Consider the following 24,317-nt stretch of genomic DNA (forward strand, 5'->3'; position numbering starts at 1 on the left):
ATTAAAGCCAGATATGCAACAAAAAAGCGACCTAATCGGTCGCTTCTGTATAAGGTGATTACTGAGATATTATTGCTTAATAATAACTTTTCTACTTACTATAGACCCGCTTTTTAACTTCAGCTTTACAACATACGCACCATGAGGAACTTCGATTACAGGAATTCTTAACTCCGTATTACTTTCCGATGAAATATCATCCCAAAGTTTAACCGACTGTCCTAATATATTGAACAACTCTATCTGTACAATATCATTTGTATTGATCCAATTTACATAAATCTCATTAGTATTCTCTAAATAATATAAACCTAAAGATTTTGTATCATTTTCTTCTATGTTCAGCGCTTGAGATTCAAATACAATATAGAAGCGATCGACATATTCACCTGGACTAAGATTAAATGTATGCTCAACATTTTTTATACTGGTATAAGAGTTTAATACACTATCATATAAAAACACATCTATATCATTTTCAAAATTTTCTATTTCGTTTGCTTCTAAAACAATCTCACCATCATTAGCAACCGTTATATACAATGGGTAAATTTTTGAGCTATCATATTCCCCTACTCCTTGTATAACAAAATCTCTATCTTCAATCTTCCAAGATATATCATCTAACATAACATCATAACGTCCTGCATCATAACCAAAATCTACACCATCGGTAGCGTCATTATCACTTGTAAACCCTAATAACAACTCTCTTGAATATCCTTGAGAATTAAAGAAGAATCTTATACTTCTAATAATTTGTTCATTATCATTTTGACTACTTGATGCAGAAACGGTGTCTGAATTATTCCTAAGGAATACAGAATCATCTCCACTTGGTGTTTCTAAATCAACACCTTCTCTGTAAAAAATACGCTGACTGTTATTAAAGTTAATTGTTCTGACACCACTTCCAAACTCTGGAGCTTGAACAAAAAATCCTTGTGCCACAGGTATATATCTTCCCGGACGTTTAGGGTTTGCCGTTGTGTTACCAGAAATCAACGATGAGATTACAGCCGCAGGTACGCTACCCAACTTAGTTAACGTAGCATAACCACCTTCATACTCTTCTAAAAAGTGCGTTTGGTTTTCTGGGTAATGTTCCCAGAAATATAATGTCCCGTCAATTGCACCAGTTCCAGAACCTGGTATATTATCGTCAATAAATTTATGGGAATCTAAAGCCGAAGGATAAGGGTTACCTAATAAGGTTTGATGATCTGCATTAATATTAAAATTAATATTATCTCCATTGTTTGGTTTACCAACAAAAGCCCAATTCTGTTCGCCAAAAGCACTTACCAAACCACTGCCCTTCATTGTATAGCCTAAGCCAACATCAATAGGTGTACTTGAACCCAAATATTGCCAAGCATCGTAATTTGTTTGTTCATCCTCAACATCATTCCTGTTGTTATAGTACCACAACCAGTATCCAGCCATCGTAAGATTTCCTGCAGTACCTGATGGGTCTATTGCTCCATCATTAAAGGTTATAGTGCTTATGTTATTCGCATTTGTTCCGTCCCTAAGGACAGAAGGCACTGTATAAGCCACATTATTAGAAGAAGTATTAAGAGTACCGACAGGAGCTGACAAGTAATTATAATTATTTTCATTCAATGTCCCCTGTTGGTGTCGCTCTAAGCTACCAGCACTAGTAGTTGCAAGTACACTACCAAAATCTTGAAGCAATTGTGATTGCCCAACAAGCTTAATATTTCCATCAAGTTCTAAGTAATGGGTCACTCTTAACATTTGCCCATCATTGGTCTGGTTATTTGGTGTTGAAGGATCTCTTATCTCAAGTTCCTTATTTGCAGTATCAGATATTAAGCCTAAAACTGTAATATCCTTATCACCTGAAAATATATCATGAGAGGTCTCTACAATATTCCAATCAATAGGTGTTGTGTTATCCACACCTATACTATTAGGCGCATCCCAAACATTAAAATTTGTCCAAGTGTTATCTGTAGCCCACTCTTGCCCATCAACTCTAGAAGTATAAGGTATTGGCGCTGTTTCCTGCTGTGCTGAGTCCATATTTCTAAGAAGACCTGTTAAACCTTTATAAGCTACTAACTTACCACAAAGAACATCCATACGGTAATAACCTTCTAAGTCTGCCCAAGGCAAACCTGTAATATCTAATGGAACAACAGCACCTCGTACCAAAGTATTATCATCTATTTCTTGGTTCATCATTTGTCTAATCTGGTCCTGGGTTAATGCTGTGCTCCAAATTCTAAGTTCATCCATCCAACCGTTGTAATAATTTACAGGTTTATTTGGTGGATTATTATTTTGATCCATTGCACCAACAATACTAGCCATTGCATTGGTTGTTGGAGCTATACCAGCAACTGGAGAACTCACCTCTATACCATCAATATACAATCGATAATTACCGCTATCATTAGTAACCGCAATGTGATACCATCTATCGATAGAAATTGGATAAGAAGACTGAATTGTTTCCGTTGAATTCCAATTAAATTGCACTGTAGCTCCTGTTAATCTTAAATCATAACCAGAAGTTAAATCATTAGCGTCTCGTTTAGAAAATAGTGTTTGGGTACCTGTGACTGATTCTGGTTTAACCCAAACTTCAATACTGAATTCGTTTGACAAGTCGTAATTGTCCTTAAAAGTTATATAATCGTTAGTACCATCAAAGTCTATTGTCGGACAACTTTCAATGGTTACAATCATAGTATCAGAACAATTTATTGAAGGTATTGTCCATGTCACTTCATAAGTACCAGGATCTGCTGAGAATTTAGAACTCGGACTTCCTAAGTCTGAAAAAGAATAATTACCACCACAGCTTGATATGAGATTTGCAGACCATACGCCAGCTGCTGCAGTACCAGGGTAAGTACCTGTTGTAAAGACAGCTGCATTACTAACACCATTAGCAATATTCTGAGCTGCAGTTAAATTATTATCGTAAGCATTTAATTCCACATCTTCTCCACACTCTCCTATAATTTGTGCAATGTCCTCGCCTGCATAAGCCAATGTCGCATTAACATCAATAAATTCTGTTCCCTCCGGACCATCCGCTCTACAGCCATTGATCAACGAAGTAACACCATAAGTCTGAATACCTGGCGTTACTGGTGTTATAGTTGTTGATGAGCCAGTTGTTACCACAGTTCCAGTGCCATCTTCCCATTCTATGACTTCGTCAACTGGAGCTTGTGGCAAGGTAATTCCGTCAATTGCCCAAGAACTTCCTACTGTTGAGGTAAATATGAATCTTACACGAAGATCCGTAAGGCCAACATAATCTGATAAGTCTAATGAAACCGAATGGATTCCATCCTGTAAGTTTACTGTTGGAACATTATTTCCTCCGTTACCTTGATTAACAAACCCACCTGAATCCCCTGGTCCATTGAAACTCATTAATGTTACAGGATAAGTAGCCCCACCATCAACTGACAGCTCAACGATTCCTGATGCTCCAGACTGTAAATAGTATGCAGATTGAAAATCAATACTTGCATTTGTCAATCCTAAGGTATTGAATACTGCAGTTTCTAAAGTTGTTACAGGAGGTGATGGGTCTGCGCCATTAAAATCACCATAAGTTATGGCAAATTTGCCTCCACCTTGGTTTTTATAACGTACCCCTTCAGTAATATTACTACTATTGTTACCGTTACCATTACTTATACCTCTCCAAGGTGTTGGACTGGTATTACTACCCGAAGCATTCCAGCCACTAACTCCGTCTGCACCATCTACCAACCATCCTGGTAAATTGGCTTGATTAAATTGCCCTCCGTTATTCAATTCTGTATTGACCGAAAAAGAACTTTCTGCCTCTACAGTAATAGCCTCACCTAAGCAAATAGTATATTCCGATGGCCCAATAATAGTAGGCGGAACATCTGGTGGGACTACTGCAACAACAACTATCGATGATGTGGCTTGGCACGAACCTATTTGAACAACAGCTCTTACCAATGTAGTTTCCAAGATATTAGCATAGTAAAAAGATGTGGTCGTATTTGCAACATCAGACCAAATTACACCTCCATTAGTTGAAGTCTGCCAAAAAGCAACACTTCCTGAATGACCTGATAAATTAATTGTGGCATTTTGTGGTTCGTCAGGACAGGCCGTAACTTCTATAATATTATCCGAATCAGCAGCAGTTTCGGTATTATTTAAATATCCTAAAGCTGTACCTCCATCAATATTTGGGCTTGTTACTGTCACTGTCGCAGTGCAAGTATCTGTATTACCGTTGCCATCATCTACAGTTAAGACTACTATATTGGTTCCTATATCAGTGCAATCAAATATACTTTGTGATAGTGAAAAATTTACAAGTCCACAATTATCAGAAGAACCATTATCTAACTGTGATCCAATTATCGTAGCTGTTCCAGTCGTATCATCTAATTGAATTGTTAAGTCTTGGCACACAGCTATTGGATCTATCGTATCATCCACTACTACATTTTGAACCACATTAGTTACATTTCCATTACCATCATCGAATGTCCAATTTACAGCATAAGATCCTTGGGTGTTATAGGTCAACGGGTCGCTGGTTGTTCCTGTAATAGTACCTGTACATCCATCTGTTGTACTTGGTATTGGAACTGTAGCACTACATTGACCAGTAATTATTGGAAGGTTAGGTGTTACGGGATCGGTAACGTCATCTACGATCACGTTCTGCGGAACTATGATACTGTTGCCATTGCCGTCGTCAAAGGTCCAGTTGATGACATAGGTTCCCTGTGTGTTGTAGGTCAATGGATCGGTCGTGGTTCCCGTTAGGGTTCCCGAACAGTTGTCCGTGGTGGTCGGTGCCGTGGCCGTGGCCGAGCATTCGCCTGTGACATCTGCCAAGGTTGGTGTGGTTGGATCGGTGACATCGTCCACGATCACGTTCTGTGGAACGACTATGGTGTTTCCATTGCCATCGTCGAAGGTCCAGTTGATGACAAAGGTGCCCTGTGTGCTGTACGTCAGTGGATCGGTCGTGGTTCCCATTAGGGTTCCCGAACAGTTATCCGTGGTGGTCGGTGCCGTGGCGGTTGCCGAACATTCGCCTGTCACATCTGCCAGTGTCGGTGTCGCTGGATCGGTAACGTCATCCACGATCACGTTCTGTGGGACTATGATACTGTTGCCGTTGCCATCATCAAAGGTCCAATTAATGACAAAGGTGCCCTGTGTGCTGTACGTCAGTGGATCGGTCGTGGTTCCCGTTAGGGTTCCCGAACAGTTGTCCGTGGTGGTCGGTGCCGTGGCCGTGGCCGAGCATTCACCTGTCACGTCCGCTAAAGTTGGTGTGGTTGGATCGGTGACATCGTCCACGATCAAGTTCTGTGGCACTGTGATACTGTTGCCATTGCCGTCGTCAAAGGTCCAGTTGATGACATAGGTTCCCTGTGTGCTGTAGGTCAGTGGATCGGTCGTGGTTCCCGTTAGGGTTCCCGAACAGTTGTCCGACGTGGTCGGTGCCGTGGCCGTGGCCGAGCATTCGCCTGTGACATCTGCCAGTGTCGGTGTCGCTGGATCGGTGACATCGTCCACGATCACGTTCTGTGGAACGACTATGGTGTTTCCATTGCCATCGTCGAAGGTCCAGTTGATGACAAAGGTGCCCTGTGTGCTGTACGTCAGTGGATCGGTCGTGGTTCCCGTCAATGTTCCCGAACAGTTGTCCGTGGTGGTCGGTGCCGTGGCCGTGGCCGAGCATTCACCTGTCACGTCCGCTAAAGTTGGTGTGGTCGGATCGGTAACATCGTCCACGATCACGTTCTGTGGGACGACTATGGTGTTACCATTACCGTCGTCGAAGGTCCAGTTGATGACAAAGGTGCCCTGTGTGCTGTAGGTTAATGGATCGGTCGTGGTTCCCGTCAATGTTCCCGAACAGTTGTCCGTCGTGGTCGGTGCCGTGGCCGTGGCCGAGCATTCGCCTGTGACATCTGCCAGTGTCGGTGTCGCTGGATCGGTGACATCGTCCACGATCACGTTCTGTGGGACGACTATGGTGTTACCATTACCATCGTCAAAGGTCCAGTTGATGACATAGGTGCCCTGTGTATTGTAGGTCAGTGGATCTGTCGTGGTTCCCGTCAATGTTCCCGAACAGTTGTCCGTTGTGGTCGGTGCCGTGGCAGTGGCCGAGCATTCACCTGTCACGTCTGCCAGTGTCGGTGTGGTTGGATCGGTGACATCGTCCACGATCACATTCTGTGGCACTGTGATACTGTTGCCGTTGCCATCGTCAAAGGTCCAGTTGATGACATAGATGCCTTGTGTGCTGTACGTTAGTGGGTCGGTTGTTGTTCCTGTTAATGTTCCCGAACAGTTGTCCGTCGTGGTCGGTGCTGTAGCTGTCGCCGAACATTCACCTGTCACGTCCGCTAAAGTTGGTGTGGTTGGATCGGTAACGTCGTCCACGATCACGTTCTGTGGGACGACTATGGTGTTACCATTACCATCGTCAAAGGTCCAGTTGATGACATAGGTGCCTTGTGTGCTGTACGTTAGTGGGTCGGTTGTTGTTCCTGTTAATGTTCCCGAACAGTTGTCCGTCGTGGTCGGTGCTGTAGCTGTCGCCGAACATTCACCTGTCACGTCCGCTAAAGTTGGTGTGGTTGGATCGGTAACGTCGTCCACGATCACGTTCTGTGGGACGACTATGGTGTTACCATTACCATCGTCAAAGGTCCAGTTGATGACATAGGTGCCCTGTGTGTTGTAGGTCAGTGGATCCGTCGTGGTTCCCGTCAATGTTCCCGAACAGTTGTCCGTTGTGGTCGGTGCCGTGGCAGTGGCCGAGCATTCACCTGTCACGTCCGCTAAAGTTGGTGTGGTTGGATCGGTGACGTCATCCACGATGACCGTCTGTGGGACGACTATGGTGTTACCATTGCCGTCGTCAAAAGTCCAGTTGATGACATAGGTGCCTTGTGTGCTGTACGTTAGTGGGTCGGTTGTTGTTCCTGTTAATGTTCCCGAACAGTTGTCCGTCGTGGTCGGTGCTGTAGCTGTCGCCGAACATTCACCTGTCACGTCCGCTAAAGTTGGTGTGGTTGGATCGGTGACGTCATCCACGATGACCGTCTGTGGAACGACTATGGTGTTACCATTGCCGTCGTCGAAGGTCCAGTTGATGACATAGGTGCCCTGTGTGCTGTACGTCAGTGGATCCGTCGTGGTTCCTGTTAGTGTTCCCGAACAGTTGTCCGTCGTGGTCGGTGCTGTAGCTGTCGCCGAACATTCACCTGTCACGTCCGCTAAAGTTGGTGTGGTTGGATCGGTAACGTCGTCCACGATCACGTTCTGTGGGACGACTATGGTGTTACCATTACCATCGTCAAAGGTCCAGTTGATGACATAGGTGCCCTGTGTGTTGTAGGTCAGTGGATCCGTCGTGGTTCCCGTCAATGTTCCCGAACAGTTGTCCGTTGTGGTCGGTGCCGTGGCAGTGGCCGAGCATTCACCTGTCACGTCCGCTAAAGTTGGTGTGGTTGGATCGGTGACGTCATCCACGATGACCGTCTGTGGGACGACTATGGTGTTACCATTGCCGTCGTCAAAAGTCCAGTTGATGACATAGGTGCCTTGTGTGCTGTACGTTAGTGGGTCGGTTGTTGTTCCTGTTAATGTTCCCGAACAGTTGTCCGTCGTGGTCGGTGCTGTAGCTGTCGCCGAACATTCACCTGTCACGTCCGCTAAAGTTGGTGTGGTTGGATCGGTGACGTCATCCACGATGACCGTCTGTGGAACGACTATGGTGTTACCATTGCCGTCGTCGAAGGTCCAGTTGATGACATAGGTGCCCTGTGTGCTGTACGTCAGTGGATCCGTCGTGGTTCCTGTTAGTGTTCCCGAACAGTTGTCCGTTGTGGTCGGTGCCGTAGCCGTGGCCGAACATTCGCCTGTCACATCTGCCAGTGTCGGTGTTGTTGGATCGGTGACGTCATCCACGATGACCGTCTGTGGGACGACTATGGTGTTACCATTACCATCGTCAAAGGTCCAATTGATGACATAGGTGCCCTGTGTGCTGTACGTCAGTGGATCCGTCGTGGTTCCTGTTAATGTTCCCGAACAGTTGTCCGTTGTGGTCGGTGCCGTGGCCGTGGCCAAGCATTCGCCCGTGACGTCTGCCAAGGTTGGTGTGGTTGGGTCAATATTGTCTTCTACAGTAACTGTTGCGGTGCAGGTATCTGTTTGTCCGTTTGTATCCGTAACCGTTAGTGTAACTGTATTAGAACCTATATTCGAACAATTAAACGTATTTGGCGAAACCGTCATACTTGTAATCCCGAAATCATCGGAACTACCACCATCTACGTTTGTAGCTGTTATGGAAGCATTTCCAGAGTTATCTAATTGTGCAGTATAATTTGTACAAGATGCTGTGGGCGGATTATCCACTCTAAATGTAGCACTAAAATTAGCACCTCCATTATTAACCGTATGAGGAAAAGGATTAGGTGTTCCACCAACAGAAAAATCTGCAGTAGTATAAACTTCAATTGTATAATCAACTCCTGAAGTTAATCCTGACAAAACATTAATATTAGCATTTGTAGTACTCCAAGATTGATTATCGCCAGTTCCGCCACAGGCAGCACCAGGGAAATTCTGAACATTTGAACTTAAGTCAATTGATAAAAAAGTGCCTGAAGGACTACCTGAAGGATAAATTCTGTAATGTAACCAACCTGAAGTAACATCATCAGAGCCACACTTAAAAATATTATTTTGCCCACCATTTAGTATAAAGGTGTCTGTACTTTGAAAAGTTCCAAGATTTGTTCCATTAAAATCAAAATTGGGTGTCTGGGTATGTGGATTTAAATCATAGTAGTTATTACCAAAACCACTATCTATGATAGCAAAGCTCTCAAAAATGCCTGATTGGGCATATAAATTTATGTTTCCGTAAAACATAATTGCAATTACAATAATTGCAAGACGTAGCTTACCCATATCATTTCCAAATTAATGAAAGATTACAGGTTTAATTTTAAAAATTAAACCATTAAAAATGTTATTCTAGCTACTAATCAGGGGATACATCTAAATTAGCTTAATTTTAGATGAAAGAACAATATAATCGACAAACTACCAAAATACCCTTTTACGGTTGATTTTCAATAATTTAGAGTGCAAAGAAGGGTTTTTATAACTCTAGACATTGACCATTTTCCAATATCCTTTTTTAAACCAGAGAATACCAATGACTGTTATTAAGACTTCAGCTAAAGTTATCGCCAGAAAGACACCTACTGGTCCAAAATCAAAAGTCAATGCCATGAGGTAGGCAAAAGGCAATTGCAACATCCAAAAACAGATAAAGTTTATCCATGTTGGTGTTTTTGTATCACCAGCACCATTGAACGCATTAATGATTACCATACCGTAACCATAAAACACATATCCAGCAGCAATGATTCTGAGGCAGAGTGCTCCATTTTTAATGACCTCTATTTCTTGTGTAAACCACGAAATAATTTCTGGCGCAAATATGAGATAGACAACAGAAACCAAGCCCATAAAAATGGCGCTGTACTTTCCAGTTTTCCAAACAGAATCCTCAGCACGTTGTGGTTTTAAAGCCCCTAAATTCTGACCTACCAAAGTTGCGGCAGCATTGCTCATTCCCCAAGCAGGCATTAAGGTAAACATCATTACACGAATAGCTATGGTATAGCCAGCAAGCACTTCACTGCCAAATTCACTCATTATTCGCATTAAAAACACCCATGATGATGTCCCAATTAAAAATTGACCAATACCACCAAGTGATACTTTTATGAGATTGAACATTACAGCAACTCGAAGCACTAAATCCTTAAATCTGACTTTAATTTTACTCCAGCCATAAAATAGAACTAACAACTGAAATACAACAGCTGTTCCTCTACCAATAGTCGTTGCTATAGCAGCACCCTCAACTCCGTAAGCTGGGATTGGCCCAAAACCAAAAATAAACATTGGGTCTAAAATGATGTTCAATCCATTAGACAACACCAATGCCCACATGGCAATTGAGGCATCACCAGCACCTCTAAAAATGGCATTGATTAAGAACAGAAGCATAATTGTAACGTTTCCACCCAATAACACCTGAGTATAACCGTAACCTTCTTCTATCAGGTCAACCTCACCTCCCATAAGTCCTAATATTTCCTTTGGGTAACACATACCTATTATACTAATAATGGCAGCTACAAAAATCCCAAGACCAATGACCTGAACAGCAGCTTGTGATGCTCCTTCCCTATCCTTTTCGCCAATGCGCCTTGCAACAATTGCCGTTGCTGCCATACTTAAACCAATGGCAACGGCATAAACCAATGTAATTACAGATTCGGTTAGGCCAATTGTAGCAACAGCATTAACACTGACTTGCGAGACATAAAAAATATCTACTATGGCAAAAATAGACTCCATAAGCATTTCCAAAATCATTGGAATGGATAGCATAAATACAGCTTTGCGAATACTACCAGAAGTAAAATCTTGTTCCTTGCCAGAAACTGCGATTCTTAAATACCTGAGAAATTGTTTTATTGAAATTTTATTGGATTGCATAATTATTTCATAAAAAGTAAGACATAGCTAAACAAAAGTTTTGTTTAACAACTGACATCACATGAAGTAGTGATAATTTTTCCGAGATGGGTTTATTATGCAATCATAATGACACAAATATGCGCATTATTTTTTAAAAAACTATGTGTTCAATAATTTAATCGTTTCGACTCGCTTTATTATAAGCACGAATCATAAGAATAGCCCATAATGCAACTAATACTATAACTATAACAGAAAACCAAAATACAATATCATTTCCCGCCATGATCCACAAGTTTTAAATAAATCATAACACCTAATAATGTTGGTGCCCAAAGGCCAACAAATAATCCATGCATTTGATCTCCGGTTAGAAACAAATATTCAGCAACAAGAACTATAACTGCACATAAGAATAGCATAAATAAATTTGCAGTTCCTAATTTTTTGAAGTAATTCATTTTAAAGAGTTGGTTTAAACCCTCAAGTTATGAAAAATTCATTTATTGTTTGTCTTCTATTAAAAAATAGATTTTACTTGTAGAATAACTTATGTTTTCTATAAGCCAAGAAAGCTAATATTGCAATAATAGCCAATGTGATTGCTATGAACTGAAAACTTAATATCTGGTCTCCACTAGCATAAGCATGTAAACCTGATAGGTAGAAATTAACACCGAAATAAGTCATAAGTATAGAACCAAAAGCCAACACAGACATAAGGTTGTAAATCCATTTTCCGCGTAGGCCTGGCACCAATCGCATATGGATAACAAAAGCATAAATCATAATACTGATTAATGCCCAAGTTTCTTTTGGATCCCAGCCCCAATAACGTCCCCAACTTTCGTTTGCCCACATGCCTCCCAGGAAGTTGCCTATGGTTAACATCACCAAACCTACAGTCAATGCCATTTCATTGATAATGGTCAGTTCCTTGATGTTAATATCCATTCGGGCTTTGTTCTCTTTATTTGTGAAAATCATCAACAACAGAGCGACCACACCAAGAATCATTCCTATAGCAAAAGGTCCATAACTTGCTACAATAACAGAAACATGAATCATTAACCAATAGCCTTGCAATACAGGTTGAAGATTGGCAATTGCAGGATCCATCCAAGCCCAATGCGCTACCATTAAAATCATGGAACTTACAAATGCTGATGCAGCTACTGTAAGATTACTTTTCCTACCCAATAAAAGACCAAATAACATCACAGACCACGCTACATAAATCATAGACTCATAAGCATCACTCCAAGGTGCATGACCAGATAAATACCAACGCCAAATTAAACCTAAAGTATGAAGAACAAATAACAGTACAACAACACCAACCATAGTATTCACAGTTATCTTAAGCCCTCTACTTTTATACTTAAATATCTGAACTATTATAAGTATGAACAGAACTGTCGCTGCATACATATACCAACTAAAGAGCTTTTTGAAGATATCGTACTTATTGTATAGAATTTCAGATTCTACCTTTTCATCTGAGAGCATAATCTCTGCTCCGAATTTTTGCTGTGTTTTCTTTATGGCTTCCAATAATGCCTGAGAACTCGAAAAATCACCAGTCTTCTTATCATTGTTTAATCGAATTAAATAAGAACTAAAGCCATTGTTAATGAAATTCCCATACAATGAATCCTTAATTTTTTCCCGATAATTACCTTCTCGAAATTCTAAAGATGAAATCCAAGTGTTGTTCTCATCATCTGGTACTGGGAAAATTTTAATAGACCGACCTTCAATTGCATCAGATAATAATCCCAATCTCCCATAGGCTTCTTTTACCTCTTTTTGAAATCCATTTGGCACCTGTGCTTTATAAGCTTCCTCTACATATGGCCCTAATTTATTTCTGCCGTCTGGAGTGAAAAAGTCGAGTAAGGTTACATACTTTTTGTCATAATCTACACCAATAATAGCACGAATAGAATCCGCTTTTCTTGGTTTAAGATATATTACTGGAGCATTGTACCACAACAACGGACTTTCTTGGATAGACAAAAATATTTGTGTTGCCGAAAACCCTTCATACGTATCTTTTTTTGAAAGCTTTCTGAGCATTTCTGAGGCGTACGTGTGCATAGGCATCATACGTCCACTGTAATCCTGAATTACCATTTTGGCAAACTTATCGGCTTGCTCCTGTGGCGTAATGTTTTCTCTTAGAATTGAGTCTATCTGTACTTTGGTTGGTCTTTGATTTTGCGAATGATCATGACCATCATTCTCAGAATGCTCTTGCGCAAAGCCCGTGAAGCTTAACAACAAGGCAATCATAGTCATTATTTTTGCTTTCTTCTTTTTCAACTTATCGAGACGCTTTCTTATATCATCAAATCTTGTGTTTCTGGCAAACAAAATAGCCATTAAGCCAAAGTACAACAACATATAGCCCGTATAAGTGATATACGTTCCCCATCGATCGTGGTTTACTGAAAGTATAGTACCTTTTTCATCAGGATCGAAACTCGCCTGAAAGAAACGATATCCTCTGTGATCCAAAATATGGTTCATGTAAATATGATAATCGAAATCTCCTTGCTCCTCATCCAAAACAGTGACTTTACTTTCATATGAAGAATAGGCATTTTCAGTGCCTGGATATTTTTCGGCAATAAAATCATTTAGCTTCACCTTAAATGGCAACTGTTCTAATCTTGAACCATAACGCAGAGCCACATCCAATCCGCCAACATTAACCTCTTCTAGCTGGTCATAAGTACCTGGTCCACCTAAAAGATTTATACTTTTTGTCTCACCATTTGCCGTGATATCTAAAACAATTCCACTTTCATCACCTTTAAGAATTGTTGGTTTCTTTACAATGTCAAAAACACCTTTCACTACTGGTTTAGGAAACACTAATTGCATGTTGCCAACCACATAACGCGAACGCAGAGCCAAACGTTGTAAGCTATCCTTAACCAGTTTACCTCTTTGGCCCGTTGCCATGGTCATATATTCACCTTCATAAGGAGATTTAATGAATAACCCATCTTCGGTATTTGTGATGTTTATAGCGCCTTCTTGATCTTTATTTAAGGAAATAAGTACATTATGCAAATTAGAGACCTGACCTTCTTTTAAAAAATGATTGTGAGGTCTTCCGTCACCAGCTTCTACAATTTTAAGATAGCTTTCACCATTTTCATTCGGCACAATATCCTTTTCTGCCCCTTTGATGAATTTCTTTAGTTTAAAACTCACTTCTGCATCACCATAATCATAGGTTCTTTCAAAATCATTATCTAACCGAGGTGAGAAATCCACCTCTTCCATAATATTACGCTGCTGTAATTGTCCATTAATTTTATAATCTCCAAGGACACGTCCACTGATGTAAGTCTTCTGGGAACGGAATTCGCTTTCTGTTGCTCCTTCCCTAATAGCCATCATTCCTTCGTAACCGATATATCGTGTAACGCCAGCTCCAACAATAATGAATATCCAAGCCAAGTGAAGAATTAGTGTTGCCCACTTTTCTTTTTTGTGCAACCTGTACCGTTTAATATTACCCACAAAGTTGATAACGAAAAACACCATAATAGTCTCAAACCACCATGCATTGTATATCAAGGTTCTGGTATATGGCGTTGGAGAGGTCTCCATGTTTCTATCTAAAATAGTTCCGGTTGCCATGGCAACGGCAAAAACAATAAACAGAATAGCGGTAAGTCTTGTAGAGAATAGGAAATTCGCGATTTTCTTTTGCATAGCAATAGGCTTATTTTAAGCTCGTGCAAAGATAAGGCTTTTTGATGATTCCCCTCCCGTTTTGCAATCATCAAAAGCGTTAAAATTTATGTAATAAAAGTTTTAGGTAGAAGTACTTGCCTTGAGTAATTTATTCTGTTCTTCCATCAGTTCTTTTAAATCTGATAATAGCTCTATATCCTTAGGAGTTGCAACAGTTTTATTTTTGGTGTCATTGGCCTTGCTTCGCAAACGGTTCATTGCTTTAACAACAATAAAAACCGTAAACCCTATGATTAGAAAATCTAAAAATACTTCAAACAACTTACCGTAAGCGATAGCGACCTCAGTAATGGTGACTTCACCAGAAGCGTTTGTTACAGCATCACGGAGGACAATTTTTTTGTTTTCAAAATTTGTGCCATCAGATAAGAGTGACAACGGAGGCAACAATACTTGCTTTGCCAACACGTCAATAACTTTATTAAATGCTGCACCAATGATGATACCAATGGCCATATCCATCATATTGCCTTTTACAGCGAATTCTTTAAATTCTTTTAGGAGTTTCATAGGTCTAATTTATATTTTAATGACAAAAATTTATAAAGATAAGTTTCTCTTTTTGAGGTATTGAATAATTAAATACGCCACAATTAAATTAGGAATCCAACATAACCATGCAACAATTCTGTAAGCCGGAATAAAATCACCAAAACTCGCGCTAAGTATAGGTAACCAAATTCTTAAAGTTACTGCCGAAAAACAAGCCGCATAACTATATATCATAAAATATTGATGTCTAATTATCTTACCTTCTAGCACAAAACGATATCCTAAAAATGTAGTAGTTAACCAGACAATAGCTAAAGAGCCAAAGCCTACTTTACTAATTAATCCGCCTGTAGCATGAGATGCAATATACAAACCACAGGTACCGCTTATTAAAACTGAAACCACATAAACCTTACCAATGTTTTTATGAATTTTTAAATTTTTTAACCTTATTTTCCTGCTAAACTGCAACCAGCCAATCAGTAACGCCAAACCACCAAAAACAATATGTCCATAAAATCCAAAATTCCATAGCACATCAGAAAGTAATGTATCCGTTTTTGATGCTAATAATCCAAACTTTCTATCAATAACAAAATAAATTATTGGATAGAGGCCGATACTGACACAAAGAACACCAAAAGTATAGTAGCTTATTTTTTTAAGTATGACAGATTTATTAATCAATGGATCTTGCTTCAAAGATTTTCAAATATAAAAAAGTTCCCATTTTACGAGCTCTGCGTTTAGCGTTTTCGGCATAATCCCCTTCAAATAATTCGTCAATGGTTTCAAACCATAGATTAAGCCACAAACCAAAATGTAACTCAGTTATGCTATTATTATGGGCTTTATCCACCTTAACGTGGGCTTCAAGCGGATTGCCATAATATTTCGTCTTTAAAAACAAACTCGATTCCCAAAACGTCGTAAGATGCTGAAGATGTGTATCCCAATCCTGTATGGTGTCATTGAAAAAAGGGCCGAGAACATTATCTCTCCTAACTTTTTTATAAAATTCAGAAACTAACAAAAATATATCGTCTCGAGTTTTAATGTCTGTTTTGGTCATAATTCAAAGTTATTCTTTTAATCCAAAACATATACTTGTAAAATGCGAAATCTTAGTATTTTTACAACATGATATCAGTAATACTTCTTGGAGCGGGAAACGTAGCTACACATTTATATAGGGCTTTTAAAACATCGGAAAGTATCACTGTAACACAATGGTATAATCGCTCTTACAGTAGCATATCATCTTATGCCAATGAAGTTGAAACTACAGACCAGCTTTCGGATTTAAATGAAGCTGACATTTATATTATGGCTGTTAGTGACGATAGCATTGCTCAGCTTTCTAAAGATTTACCTTTTGAAAATCGATTGATAGCACATACCTCTGGCAGTGTTTCCATTCATGATATGGATAAAAAAAATCAACGTGCTGTTTTTTACCCCTTACAGACCTTTTCTAAAGAAGCCGAATTGAATTTTAGCGAAATACCAATTTGTATTGAAGTTACGGAAAAGCCCAACCTTCAATTTATGAAGGATTTGGCTGCAGCAGTAGATTGTAAACCTTATAAAATAAACACTGAACAACGGCAAACCTTACATCTCTCTGCTGTTTTCGTGAATAATTTCACCAATCAGTTGTATCGTATAGCGCATGAAATCAGTGATGCCAAAAGCATTAACTTTGATATTCTAAAGCCTCTGATTTTAGAAACCGCTAAGAAGGTTCAGGATATGTCACCATACATGGCACAAACAGGACCTGCAAAGCGCAATGACAAAAAGACGATTAAACGTCATTTAAAGCAAATAGAATCTGAAGAACACAAAGCGATATACGAACTTTTGACGACTTCAATAAAGAAAACACATGGTGTTACGACCCATCGAAAAACTAAAAGCATCCATAAAAAACCAAAAAACGAAACTGGTCACTGAGCGAAGTCGAAGTGACGCATAGCAAAATATAAATGAACGACGACAAAAGCTACAAAGAATATTTAGTAGATATTACCACCTTTATTTTTGATGTGGATGGTGTACTTACCGATGGCACCATCAATGTAACCACCAATGGTGAAATGTTGCGCACCATGAGTATTAAGGACGGTTTTGCTCTTAAAACCGCTGTTGATACCGGTTTTAATATTTGCATCATTTCCGGAGGATCTAACGAAGGTGTACGTAAGCGTCTAGAAGGGTTGGGTATTAAAGATATCTTCCTTGGTGCGCACAATAAAATTGATCAACTCAACGAATACATCAGCAAAAACAATATTGATAAAACCAATGTGTTATATATGGGAGATGACATTCCTGATTTTCCTGTAATGAAATTGGTAGGCTTACCATGTTGCCCACAAGACGCTGCACCAGAAATAAAAGCGATTTCAAAATATGTATCGCATAAAAATGGTGGAAAAGGCGCTGTTAGAGATGTGATTGAACAGGTATTGAAAGTTCAGAATAAATGGAATGGCAACTTTAGTGCTAAATATGACTAGTTTTCACTGAATCGTTATCCGTAAATCAAAAATCGTAAATTCCTAAATGACCCACTTCCTCAATTTAATCCGTTGGAAAAACCTTTTAATGATTGCCCTTGTGCAAATCTTAATTAAATATGCACTACTGCTACCCTTTTATGAAAGTCATGGAGTCATAACTACGCTTAGTCCTTTAGCTTTTTTCCTTTTGGTATTAGCTACCGTTTGCATAGCTGCTGGTGGTTATGTTATCAATGACATTTATGATGTTGAAGCAGATAAAATCAATAAGCCGAGTAAAGTTATAATCAACACACATATTTCTGAAAAAATTGCATTGCGTCTTTTTATAATTTTAAATGTCATTGGTGTTGGGATTGGTTTTTATTTATCTAACGGCATTGGCAAGTCAGGATTTTTCGTCATCTTTTTTATAGCCTCTGCACTACTCTATATTTATTCGTCTTTCTTAAAACAAATACTTTTGGTTGGCAATGTGATTGTTTCATTGGTCGTTGCCCTAAGTATTTTATTGGTAGGGGTTTTTGAATTGTTGCCAGTCATTAATGACAGCAATAGGGAAATTCAGATTTTCTTTTTCAGACTTATTTTAGACTACGCCATTTTTGCTTTCATAATTAACTTCATAAGAGAATTGGTAAAAGACATTGAAGATATTGACGGAGACCATAAAGCTGGCATGCAAACACTTCCTATTGTTTTGGGTAGAGAACGTGCCAATAAAATAGTATTTGTGCTATCGCTTATCCCTTTGTTTGCTGTAGTGTATTACGTGGTGGATAACCTATTTAAGCAACAACTTCTTGTAGGTTATTTCTTGGTATTGGTCATTGCACCTCTAATCTATGTCACAATCAAATTGTTTAGTGCAGAACACAAATCGCACTACAAACATATAAGCCTTATACTTAAGTTAGTGATGTTAACTGGTATGCTTTCTATGGCACTCTATTCTTATGTTTTAAAATAAATGCTGAACGACAAACTAAAAGATCACAACATTATTCTGGCTTCAGCTTCGCCAAGGCGGCATACTTTTCTGAAATCTATGAACATAGATTTTGAAGTAAAGTTAAAACCCATTGACGAAGTCTACCCAAGACATCTAAAGGGTACTGAAATTACCGATTACTTAGCTAAATTAAAAGCTGAAGCTTTTATAAATGAGCTTCAACCCAAGGACATCCTAATTACAAGCGACACCATTGTTTGGTTAGATGGAAAAGCCGTTGAAAAACCAAAGGATGAAGACGATGCTTTCAGAATGATTAAATCGCTGAGTGCTAAAACACATGAGGTGATGACCTCTATTTGTTTTACGCAAACTTCTGAGCAACGATTGGTAAATACTATTACCAAAGTAACGTTTAAAGCCTTATCTGACGAGGAAATACGTTATTATGTTGAGGCATACAAACCATTGGATAAAGCCGGTGCTTATGGTATACAAGAATGGATTGGTGCTATTGGCATAACCAATATAGAAGGGTCTTACAACAATGTCGTCGGACTACCAACCCATTTACTTTATGAAACGTTAAATGCCATTGCAGAAGGTCGTTAGGATTGTAACTTTGTTGTTCACAATCTTCTGGCATATTAAATTGTCACACTGAGCGCAGTCGAAGTGTCTTATAACCTTTAAATCTCTACCTATGAAGACAATACAAATTCTATCACTTGTTTCAATAATTTTTGTACTAAATTCCTGTAAAGAAAACAAATCTGAAACCTCAGATACTATTGCCATATCAGAACTCAAAGAAGAAAAGCAATCTCCCGAAACAAAGCTTTCAAATGAATTTAAGGACTACTGGTACAATGGCGAAGCCGAAATCACCTCCTACAAGCTGGAACAAGCACGCTATGGAGAACTTAGGGAAGGCACAGCTGTTATGGTATTTGTCACTGAAGATTTTCTACCAGAACAACAGGTCAAAGCAGACAATTATAATGAATCCAACATTCCTGTTTTAAAATTGAATGCCACAAAAAATTTCAACACTGGTATTTATCCTTATTCCATAATGCAGAGCACATTTTATCCCGTGGCAAACAATCAACATGCCATAAAAGTTACGGCTTCTGTACAGGAATGGTGTGGACAAGTCTACGCGCAACTTAACAATCGTGATGATTTTGAAATCATGTCACATTCATACTTTCAAGGGGAGGCTGATCAAAATTTCAATATTGAAAAAAACTGGACGGAAAACGAACTATGGACAAAACTCAGAATAGATCCTCAAAGTCTTCCAACTGGTGAACTAAAAATTGTTCCTTCATTAGAATTTACAAGATTGCGACACCAACCTATAAAAGCATATAATGCAATCGCCAGTTTAGACGATGGAATGTACACACTTTCGTATCCTGAATTAAACAGAGCACTCAAGATTAATTTCAACAATGAATTCCCTTTTGATATTTTAGGCTGGGAAGAAACATCAGAAAGCGGTTTTGGTGCTTCTACAAAGACTTTAACCACTAAAGCCACAAAACTTAGCTCGATTAAATCTGCCTATTGGAATAAAAACAATAACGCAGACGAAAGCCTTCGGGAAAAATTAAAATTGCAATAGCTTTTTAAGGAATCTAAGTTATATTTGTTAAGTACCAACTTACTTAACATGTCAAACTTTTTTAATACGTACCAATCTGAAATCATTACAACGGCAATACTTCTCATAATACTTCTCATTATTAGAGCTGTTATAGTGGTTACAGTAAAAAAAATTGGCAGGAGAAGTGGTACTACAGAAGCTAGGGCAAATCTTATCGGTCGCTATGTTACGGTGACATTATTACTCATTGCCATATTGATTGAAGCCTTTATTCTGGGTGTTGAAATCAATCAAATCTCACTAGTTTTTTCTTCCGTTTTTGCAGTAATTGGTATCGCTCTTTTTGCCATCTGGTCTATTTTAAGTAATATAACCTCTGGTATTATTATGTTCTTTTCATTTCCTTATAAAGTGGGAGACAAAATAAAAATACATGATAAGGATTATCCTGTAGAAGCCATCATAGAAGACATTAGGGCGTTTCAGTTAATTCTTAGGGACGACAATGGTGACTTGGTAACCTATCCCAACAACCTTATTCTTCAAAAAGCAGTAACTTTAATGGAGAAAGATGCTTTAGACGATAGCAGTATACTGTAGCTTATGTTAAAAAAGAGAAATAAAAAACGTACTCAAGAACACAAAAAACACATCGGACAAGTCCCAGGAACTCTGGTCTATACTGGTAAAAAATCGGATAAAGATTTTCAAGTTGAATGTTTTGATTACACCAAGGATGATATCGAGGAAACTATTTTGCTCAATATCGAAGATGCCGTAAATTATAAGGACACAGATTCAGTCACCTGGATTAATGTTGATGGACTTCAGCATATCGATAAAATTGAGGATATTGGTAAGCAGTACGATTTGCACCCACTAGTTTTAGAGGATATTGTAAACACAACACAACGTCCCAAAATTGATGAATACGAGGATTACCTCTTCGTCGTTTTGAAAATGCTCTATTATGATGCCAATGAAGAAATTGTTATTGAACAAGTAAGCTTTGTGCTTGGAAAAAATTATGTATTGACTTTTCAAGAAGCAGAAGGTGACGTTTTTGGTACTATCCGAGAACGCTTACGCTATGCCAACGGAAGAATTAGAGGTTTAAAATCAGACTACTTATTGTACGCCTTAATCGATGCTGTGGTAGATAATTATTTCAGCATCATAGAAACTTTGGGCAACAAGATTGAAGATTTAGAAACCGAATTGTTTACTGGCCATGCACGAGAAGATGTCAATATTGAGGTGCAGCAACTTAAGCGTGAAATCCTAAAAGTACGTCGTGCTATATTTCCATTACGTGAGATTATCAACCGTATAGAAAAAGGTGATCACCCACTAATTTACAAACGCACAATCACTTATTACAGAGATATTTACGATCATTTAATTCAAGTATCAGAAAATATCGATATTTACCGCGAAATGATTTGGAGTTTAATGGATATGTACATGACCACCATTAGCAACAAGATGAATGAAGTAATGAAAGTCCTTACGATAATGTCTTCCATTTTTATACCCTTATCATTCTTGGCAGGACTCTACGGCATGAACTTCGAGTACATTCCAGAACTCAAATACCGCTACGGTTATTTTGTCCTTTTAGGAGTTATGTTTACAATCTTTATTGGTCTATTGATTTATTTTAAGCGTAAAAATTGGTTATAAATAACCGTTAAACAAAACCTAAAACCAAGGCATAAGCGCGTAACTTTTTTATATTTGAAGAGTAACTAACTATTCACCTTATGCGCCAGATTAAACTTTGCCTCATCTTTCTTTTGGGCACAGTAATTTCCTTACCAGCACAACAACCCAAAAAACTTAATTCCTCAGAAATATACAAAGCCGTACAAAAACTCAATGTTTTGGGTTCTGTACTCTATATCGCTGCGCATCCAGATGATGAAAACACGAGGCTAATTTCGTACATGTCAAATGAAGTTAAGGCACGTACGGCCTATTTATCCTTAACACGTGGAGATGGTGGACAAAACCTCATCGGACCAGAAATCAGAGAATTACTTGGAGTCATCAGAACACAAGAATTGTTGGCAGCAAGACGCGTTGATGGTGGCGAACAGCGTTTTACAAGAGCTAATGATTTTGGTTACTCAAAACATCCTGATGAAACTTTGGAAATCTGGAATAAGGACGAAGTGCTTTCAGACGTCGTTTGGGCCATCCGAGAATTTAAACCAGACATTATCATCAATCGCTTTGACCATAGAAGAGCAGGAAGAACGCATGGCCACCACACCAGTTCAGCAATGCTGAGTATAGAGGCTTTTGATTTAGCGAATGATGCTACAAAGTATCCATCACAATTAAACCTAACAGATACATGGCAACCAAAACGACTATTTTACAACACCTCATGGTGGCGATATGGTAGTAGGGAAGAATTTGATAAGATTGACAAAAGCAATATGCTCAATTTTGATATTGGAGTGTATTACCCAACCAAAGGCATGTCTAATAATGAGGTAGCTTCATTAGCAAGCAGTCAACACCTTTGCCAAGGTTTTGGACGTTTAATGACACGTGGCACTCAAGACGAATATATTGAGTTTTTAAAAGGAGAGCCTTTAGACGATAGCAACGACGTGTTCGCTGGCATTGACACCTCATGGAACCGAGTTGAAGGAGGACGAGCCATTGGTAATATTCTAAATAAAGTTGAAAGCAACTTTAATTTTGTAAATCCAGCCACTCACCTACCGCAACTATTAGAAGCGTACAAATTGCTTCAAAATGTAAAAAACGAACACTGGAAAACCATAAAAACCAAAGAACTAAAAACGATAATTGAAGCTTGTGCAGGCTTGTATCTTGAAGTTTCTGCCAATACTCCTCATGCATCGCCAGAATCAACTGTAGGCTTAAGTATTGAAGCCCTAAACCGAAGTGATGCAAAAATCGAATTGGTATCCTATAACCTTTCGACACTAGAAAACGGAATTTCAAAAAACATGGCAATGCCAGAAAATCAACGTCTAAATTTTGATGAAGGTATTACCATTCCAAAAGATATTCATTATACAACACCGTATTGGCTAAACAAAAAAAGCACCTTGGGTATGTACCATGTTGAAAATCCGGAGTGGATTGGATTGCCAGAAACACCTAGAGCAGTTTTTGTGGATTTTAACCTGAATATTTTAGGCACGCCAATTACCATTACGAAACCAGTGGTGTATCGTTATTCAAAACCAGACAAAGGGGAATTGTACAGACCTTTTGAGATTGTACCTCCAGTTTCTGCAAGCATCGCTGATAAGGTTTTTATTTTTGAAAACGATCAGCAAAAAGAAATTGAAGTCACCGTAAAAGCTAGTAGAGATGCAGTTGAAGGTTATGTGCAAATGGCTTACCCAAATGATTGGAGCGTCTATCCGCAGAAACAAAAAATTGAAATTGCCAATAAAGGGGATATTCAAAAATTAGTGTTTACGGTTATTCCTCCAAAAAATCAGAGTGAAGGCTTAATCACACCAATGGTCAATTTTAATGGTGAATTCTACACCGACGAATTGGTTGAGATTGATTACGCACACATCCCTTACCAAACTGTATTGATGCCAAGTATTAGTAAAGTGGTACGGTTGGATATTGAAAAACGTGGCAACAATATTGGTTATATCGAAGGAGCTGGTGATGTGGTTCCTGAAAGTTTACGACAGATTGGCTATAATGTCACCATCATTAAACCCGAACAAATTTCAGCAGACAACCTCGTTAATTTTGATGCCATAGTAGTTGGTATTAGAGCCTACAATATTTTGGATGAAATGAAATTCAAACAAAAGTTTTTGCTGGATTATGTAAAAGAAGGCGGCAACATGATTGTGCAGTACAACACAAGTAGAGGTATAAAAACCGATAACATCGCTCCTTATGAACTGCAATTATCCAGAGACAGAGTTACAGACGAAAATGCCGAAGTGAGAATTTTAGAACCAAATCACCCCATTCTTAATTTCCCGAATAAAATCACAACACAAGATTTTGAAGGTTGGGTACAAGAGCGTGGTTTGTATTTTCCAGGTGAATGGTCAGAAAAATTTACACCACTCTTAGCAATGAACGACAAAGGTGAAAGTTCTAAAGAAGGGAGCTTGCTCGTCGCTAAATACGGAAAAGGCAATTACATTTATACAGGATTGAGTTTCTTTAGGGAATTCCCAGCAGGAGTTTCTGGAGCCTACCGACTTTTTGCTAATTTGCTTTCCGCAGGAAAAGAGGATGCAACCAAGTTGAAGAATTGAGATATTGGATATGAGATATGAGATATGAGATATAAGATATAAGATATGAGATAACTTAAGAAAGATATACAGAGCAACAACCAACAACCAACAACCAACAA

General features: G+C 38.9%; 15 protein-coding genes. 8 read left to right on the forward strand and 7 right to left on the reverse strand.

The genetic code is table 11. From position 1 onward, the window contains the following. Positions 1-69 precede the first annotated feature (69 nt). The 7 genes from ACQ65V_RS14725 to ACQ65V_RS14755 form a co-directional block, all read right to left on the reverse strand. Complete coding sequence (locus ACQ65V_RS14725) at positions 70-8,988, reverse strand: LamG-like jellyroll fold domain-containing protein (protein WP_430468512.1); 8,919 nt, start codon at positions 8,986-8,988, stop codon at positions 70-72. Between the two features lie 201 nt (positions 8,989-9,189). Beyond that, on the reverse strand, positions 9,190-10,596 hold the full coding sequence (locus ACQ65V_RS14730; RefSeq protein ID WP_430468513.1) for an MATE family efflux transporter: 1,407 nt from the start codon (positions 10,594-10,596) through the stop codon (positions 9,190-9,192). Between the two features lie 254 nt (positions 10,597-10,850). Next, positions 10,851-11,039, reverse strand: a complete 189-nt coding sequence (locus tag ACQ65V_RS14735; protein WP_155089622.1) for a hypothetical protein — start codon at positions 11,037-11,039, stop codon at positions 10,851-10,853. A 73-nt stretch (positions 11,040-11,112) separates the two neighbouring features. Then, positions 11,113-14,310, reverse strand: a complete 3,198-nt coding sequence (gene ccsA / locus ACQ65V_RS14740; protein WP_430468514.1) for a cytochrome c biogenesis protein CcsA — start codon at positions 14,308-14,310, stop codon at positions 11,113-11,115. A 102-nt stretch (positions 14,311-14,412) separates the two neighbouring features. Then, positions 14,413-14,862, reverse strand: coding sequence for a large conductance mechanosensitive channel protein MscL (mscL, locus tag ACQ65V_RS14745; RefSeq protein WP_430468515.1), 450 nt, complete (start codon positions 14,860-14,862; stop codon positions 14,413-14,415). A gap of 30 nt (positions 14,863-14,892) precedes the next feature. Next, entirely contained in the window at positions 14,893-15,546 is a 654-nt protein-coding gene (locus tag ACQ65V_RS14750) for a DUF2306 domain-containing protein (protein ID WP_430468516.1), read from the reverse strand. Beyond that, positions 15,524-15,916 carry a group III truncated hemoglobin gene (locus ACQ65V_RS14755; protein WP_430468517.1) on the reverse strand — a complete coding sequence of 131 codons (393 nt, stop codon included), beginning with the start codon at positions 15,914-15,916 and terminating at the stop codon, positions 15,524-15,526. The genes ACQ65V_RS14750 and ACQ65V_RS14755 overlap by 23 nt, the downstream gene beginning before the upstream one ends. Before the next feature lie 68 nt (positions 15,917-15,984). On the opposite strand from ACQ65V_RS14755, the gene ACQ65V_RS14760 reads away from it, so the two are divergent. The 8 genes from ACQ65V_RS14760 (at position 15,985) to ACQ65V_RS14795 (ending at position 24,216) form a co-directional block, all read left to right on the forward strand. Then, positions 15,985-16,800, forward strand: coding sequence for a Rossmann-like and DUF2520 domain-containing protein (locus ACQ65V_RS14760; RefSeq protein ID WP_430468518.1), 816 nt, complete (start codon positions 15,985-15,987; stop codon positions 16,798-16,800). A 32-nt stretch (positions 16,801-16,832) separates the two neighbouring features. Further along, complete coding sequence (locus tag ACQ65V_RS14765) at positions 16,833-17,366, forward strand: KdsC family phosphatase (protein ID WP_430468519.1); 534 nt, start codon at positions 16,833-16,835, stop codon at positions 17,364-17,366. 46 nt (positions 17,367-17,412) lie between these two features. Then, positions 17,413-18,339 carry a geranylgeranylglycerol-phosphate geranylgeranyltransferase gene (locus ACQ65V_RS14770; RefSeq protein ID WP_430468520.1) on the forward strand — a complete coding sequence of 309 codons (927 nt, stop codon included), beginning with the start codon at positions 17,413-17,415 and terminating at the stop codon, positions 18,337-18,339. Then, positions 18,340-18,933, forward strand: a complete 594-nt coding sequence (locus ACQ65V_RS14775; RefSeq protein WP_430468521.1) for a Maf-like protein — start codon at positions 18,340-18,342, stop codon at positions 18,931-18,933. A 91-nt stretch (positions 18,934-19,024) separates the two neighbouring features. Next, positions 19,025-19,951 (forward strand): septum formation inhibitor Maf, encoded by a 927-nt coding sequence (locus ACQ65V_RS14780; RefSeq protein WP_430468522.1) that lies wholly within the window; start codon positions 19,025-19,027, stop codon positions 19,949-19,951. A gap of 48 nt (positions 19,952-19,999) precedes the next feature. Then, positions 20,000-20,533: a mechanosensitive ion channel domain-containing protein gene (locus tag ACQ65V_RS14785; protein ID WP_155089613.1), complete on the forward strand. Its 534-nt coding sequence runs from the start codon at positions 20,000-20,002 to the stop codon at positions 20,531-20,533. 3 nt (positions 20,534-20,536) lie between these two features. Further along, positions 20,537-21,616, forward strand: a complete 1,080-nt coding sequence (corA, locus tag ACQ65V_RS14790) for a magnesium/cobalt transporter CorA (protein ID WP_430468523.1) — start codon at positions 20,537-20,539, stop codon at positions 21,614-21,616. 80 nt (positions 21,617-21,696) lie between these two features. Further along, positions 21,697-24,216: a PIG-L family deacetylase gene (locus tag ACQ65V_RS14795; RefSeq protein WP_430468524.1), complete on the forward strand. Its 2,520-nt coding sequence runs from the start codon at positions 21,697-21,699 to the stop codon at positions 24,214-24,216. The last annotated feature ends 101 nt before the right edge of the window (positions 24,217-24,317 follow it).

The sequence above is a fragment of the Winogradskyella ouciana genome, assembly GCF_965284585.1.
GTDB lineage: Bacteria > Bacteroidota > Bacteroidia > Flavobacteriales > Flavobacteriaceae > Winogradskyella > Winogradskyella ouciana.

What these genes read in the sequence shown, in the direction of transcription:
- ACQ65V_RS14725 (WP_430468512.1), bottom strand. Translation starts at nt 8,988, where the DNA reads ATGGGTAAGCTACGTCTTGCAATTATTGTAATTGCAATTATGTTTTAC.
- ACQ65V_RS14730 (WP_430468513.1), bottom strand. Translation starts at nt 10,596, where the DNA reads ATGCAATCCAATAAAATTTCAATAAAACAATTTCTCAGGTATTTAAGA.
- ACQ65V_RS14735 (WP_155089622.1), bottom strand. Translation starts at nt 11,039, where the DNA reads ATGAATTACTTCAAAAAATTAGGAACTGCAAATTTATTTATGCTATTC.
- ccsA (WP_430468514.1), bottom strand. Translation starts at nt 14,310, where the DNA reads ATGCAAAAGAAAATCGCGAATTTCCTATTCTCTACAAGACTTACCGCT.
- mscL (WP_430468515.1), bottom strand. Translation starts at nt 14,862, where the DNA reads ATGAAACTCCTAAAAGAATTTAAAGAATTCGCTGTAAAAGGCAATATG.
- ACQ65V_RS14755 (WP_430468517.1), bottom strand. Translation starts at nt 15,916, where the DNA reads ATGACCAAAACAGACATTAAAACTCGAGACGATATATTTTTGTTAGTT.
- ACQ65V_RS14760 (WP_430468518.1), top strand. Translation starts at nt 15,985, where the DNA reads ATGATATCAGTAATACTTCTTGGAGCGGGAAACGTAGCTACACATTTA.
- ACQ65V_RS14765 (WP_430468519.1), top strand. Translation starts at nt 16,833, where the DNA reads ATGAACGACGACAAAAGCTACAAAGAATATTTAGTAGATATTACCACC.
- ACQ65V_RS14770 (WP_430468520.1), top strand. Translation starts at nt 17,413, where the DNA reads ATGACCCACTTCCTCAATTTAATCCGTTGGAAAAACCTTTTAATGATT.
- ACQ65V_RS14775 (WP_430468521.1), top strand. Translation starts at nt 18,340, where the DNA reads ATGCTGAACGACAAACTAAAAGATCACAACATTATTCTGGCTTCAGCT.
- ACQ65V_RS14780 (WP_430468522.1), top strand. Translation starts at nt 19,025, where the DNA reads ATGAAGACAATACAAATTCTATCACTTGTTTCAATAATTTTTGTACTA.
- ACQ65V_RS14785 (WP_155089613.1), top strand. Translation starts at nt 20,000, where the DNA reads ATGTCAAACTTTTTTAATACGTACCAATCTGAAATCATTACAACGGCA.
- corA (WP_430468523.1), top strand. Translation starts at nt 20,537, where the DNA reads ATGTTAAAAAAGAGAAATAAAAAACGTACTCAAGAACACAAAAAACAC.
- ACQ65V_RS14795 (WP_430468524.1), top strand. Translation starts at nt 21,697, where the DNA reads ATGCGCCAGATTAAACTTTGCCTCATCTTTCTTTTGGGCACAGTAATT.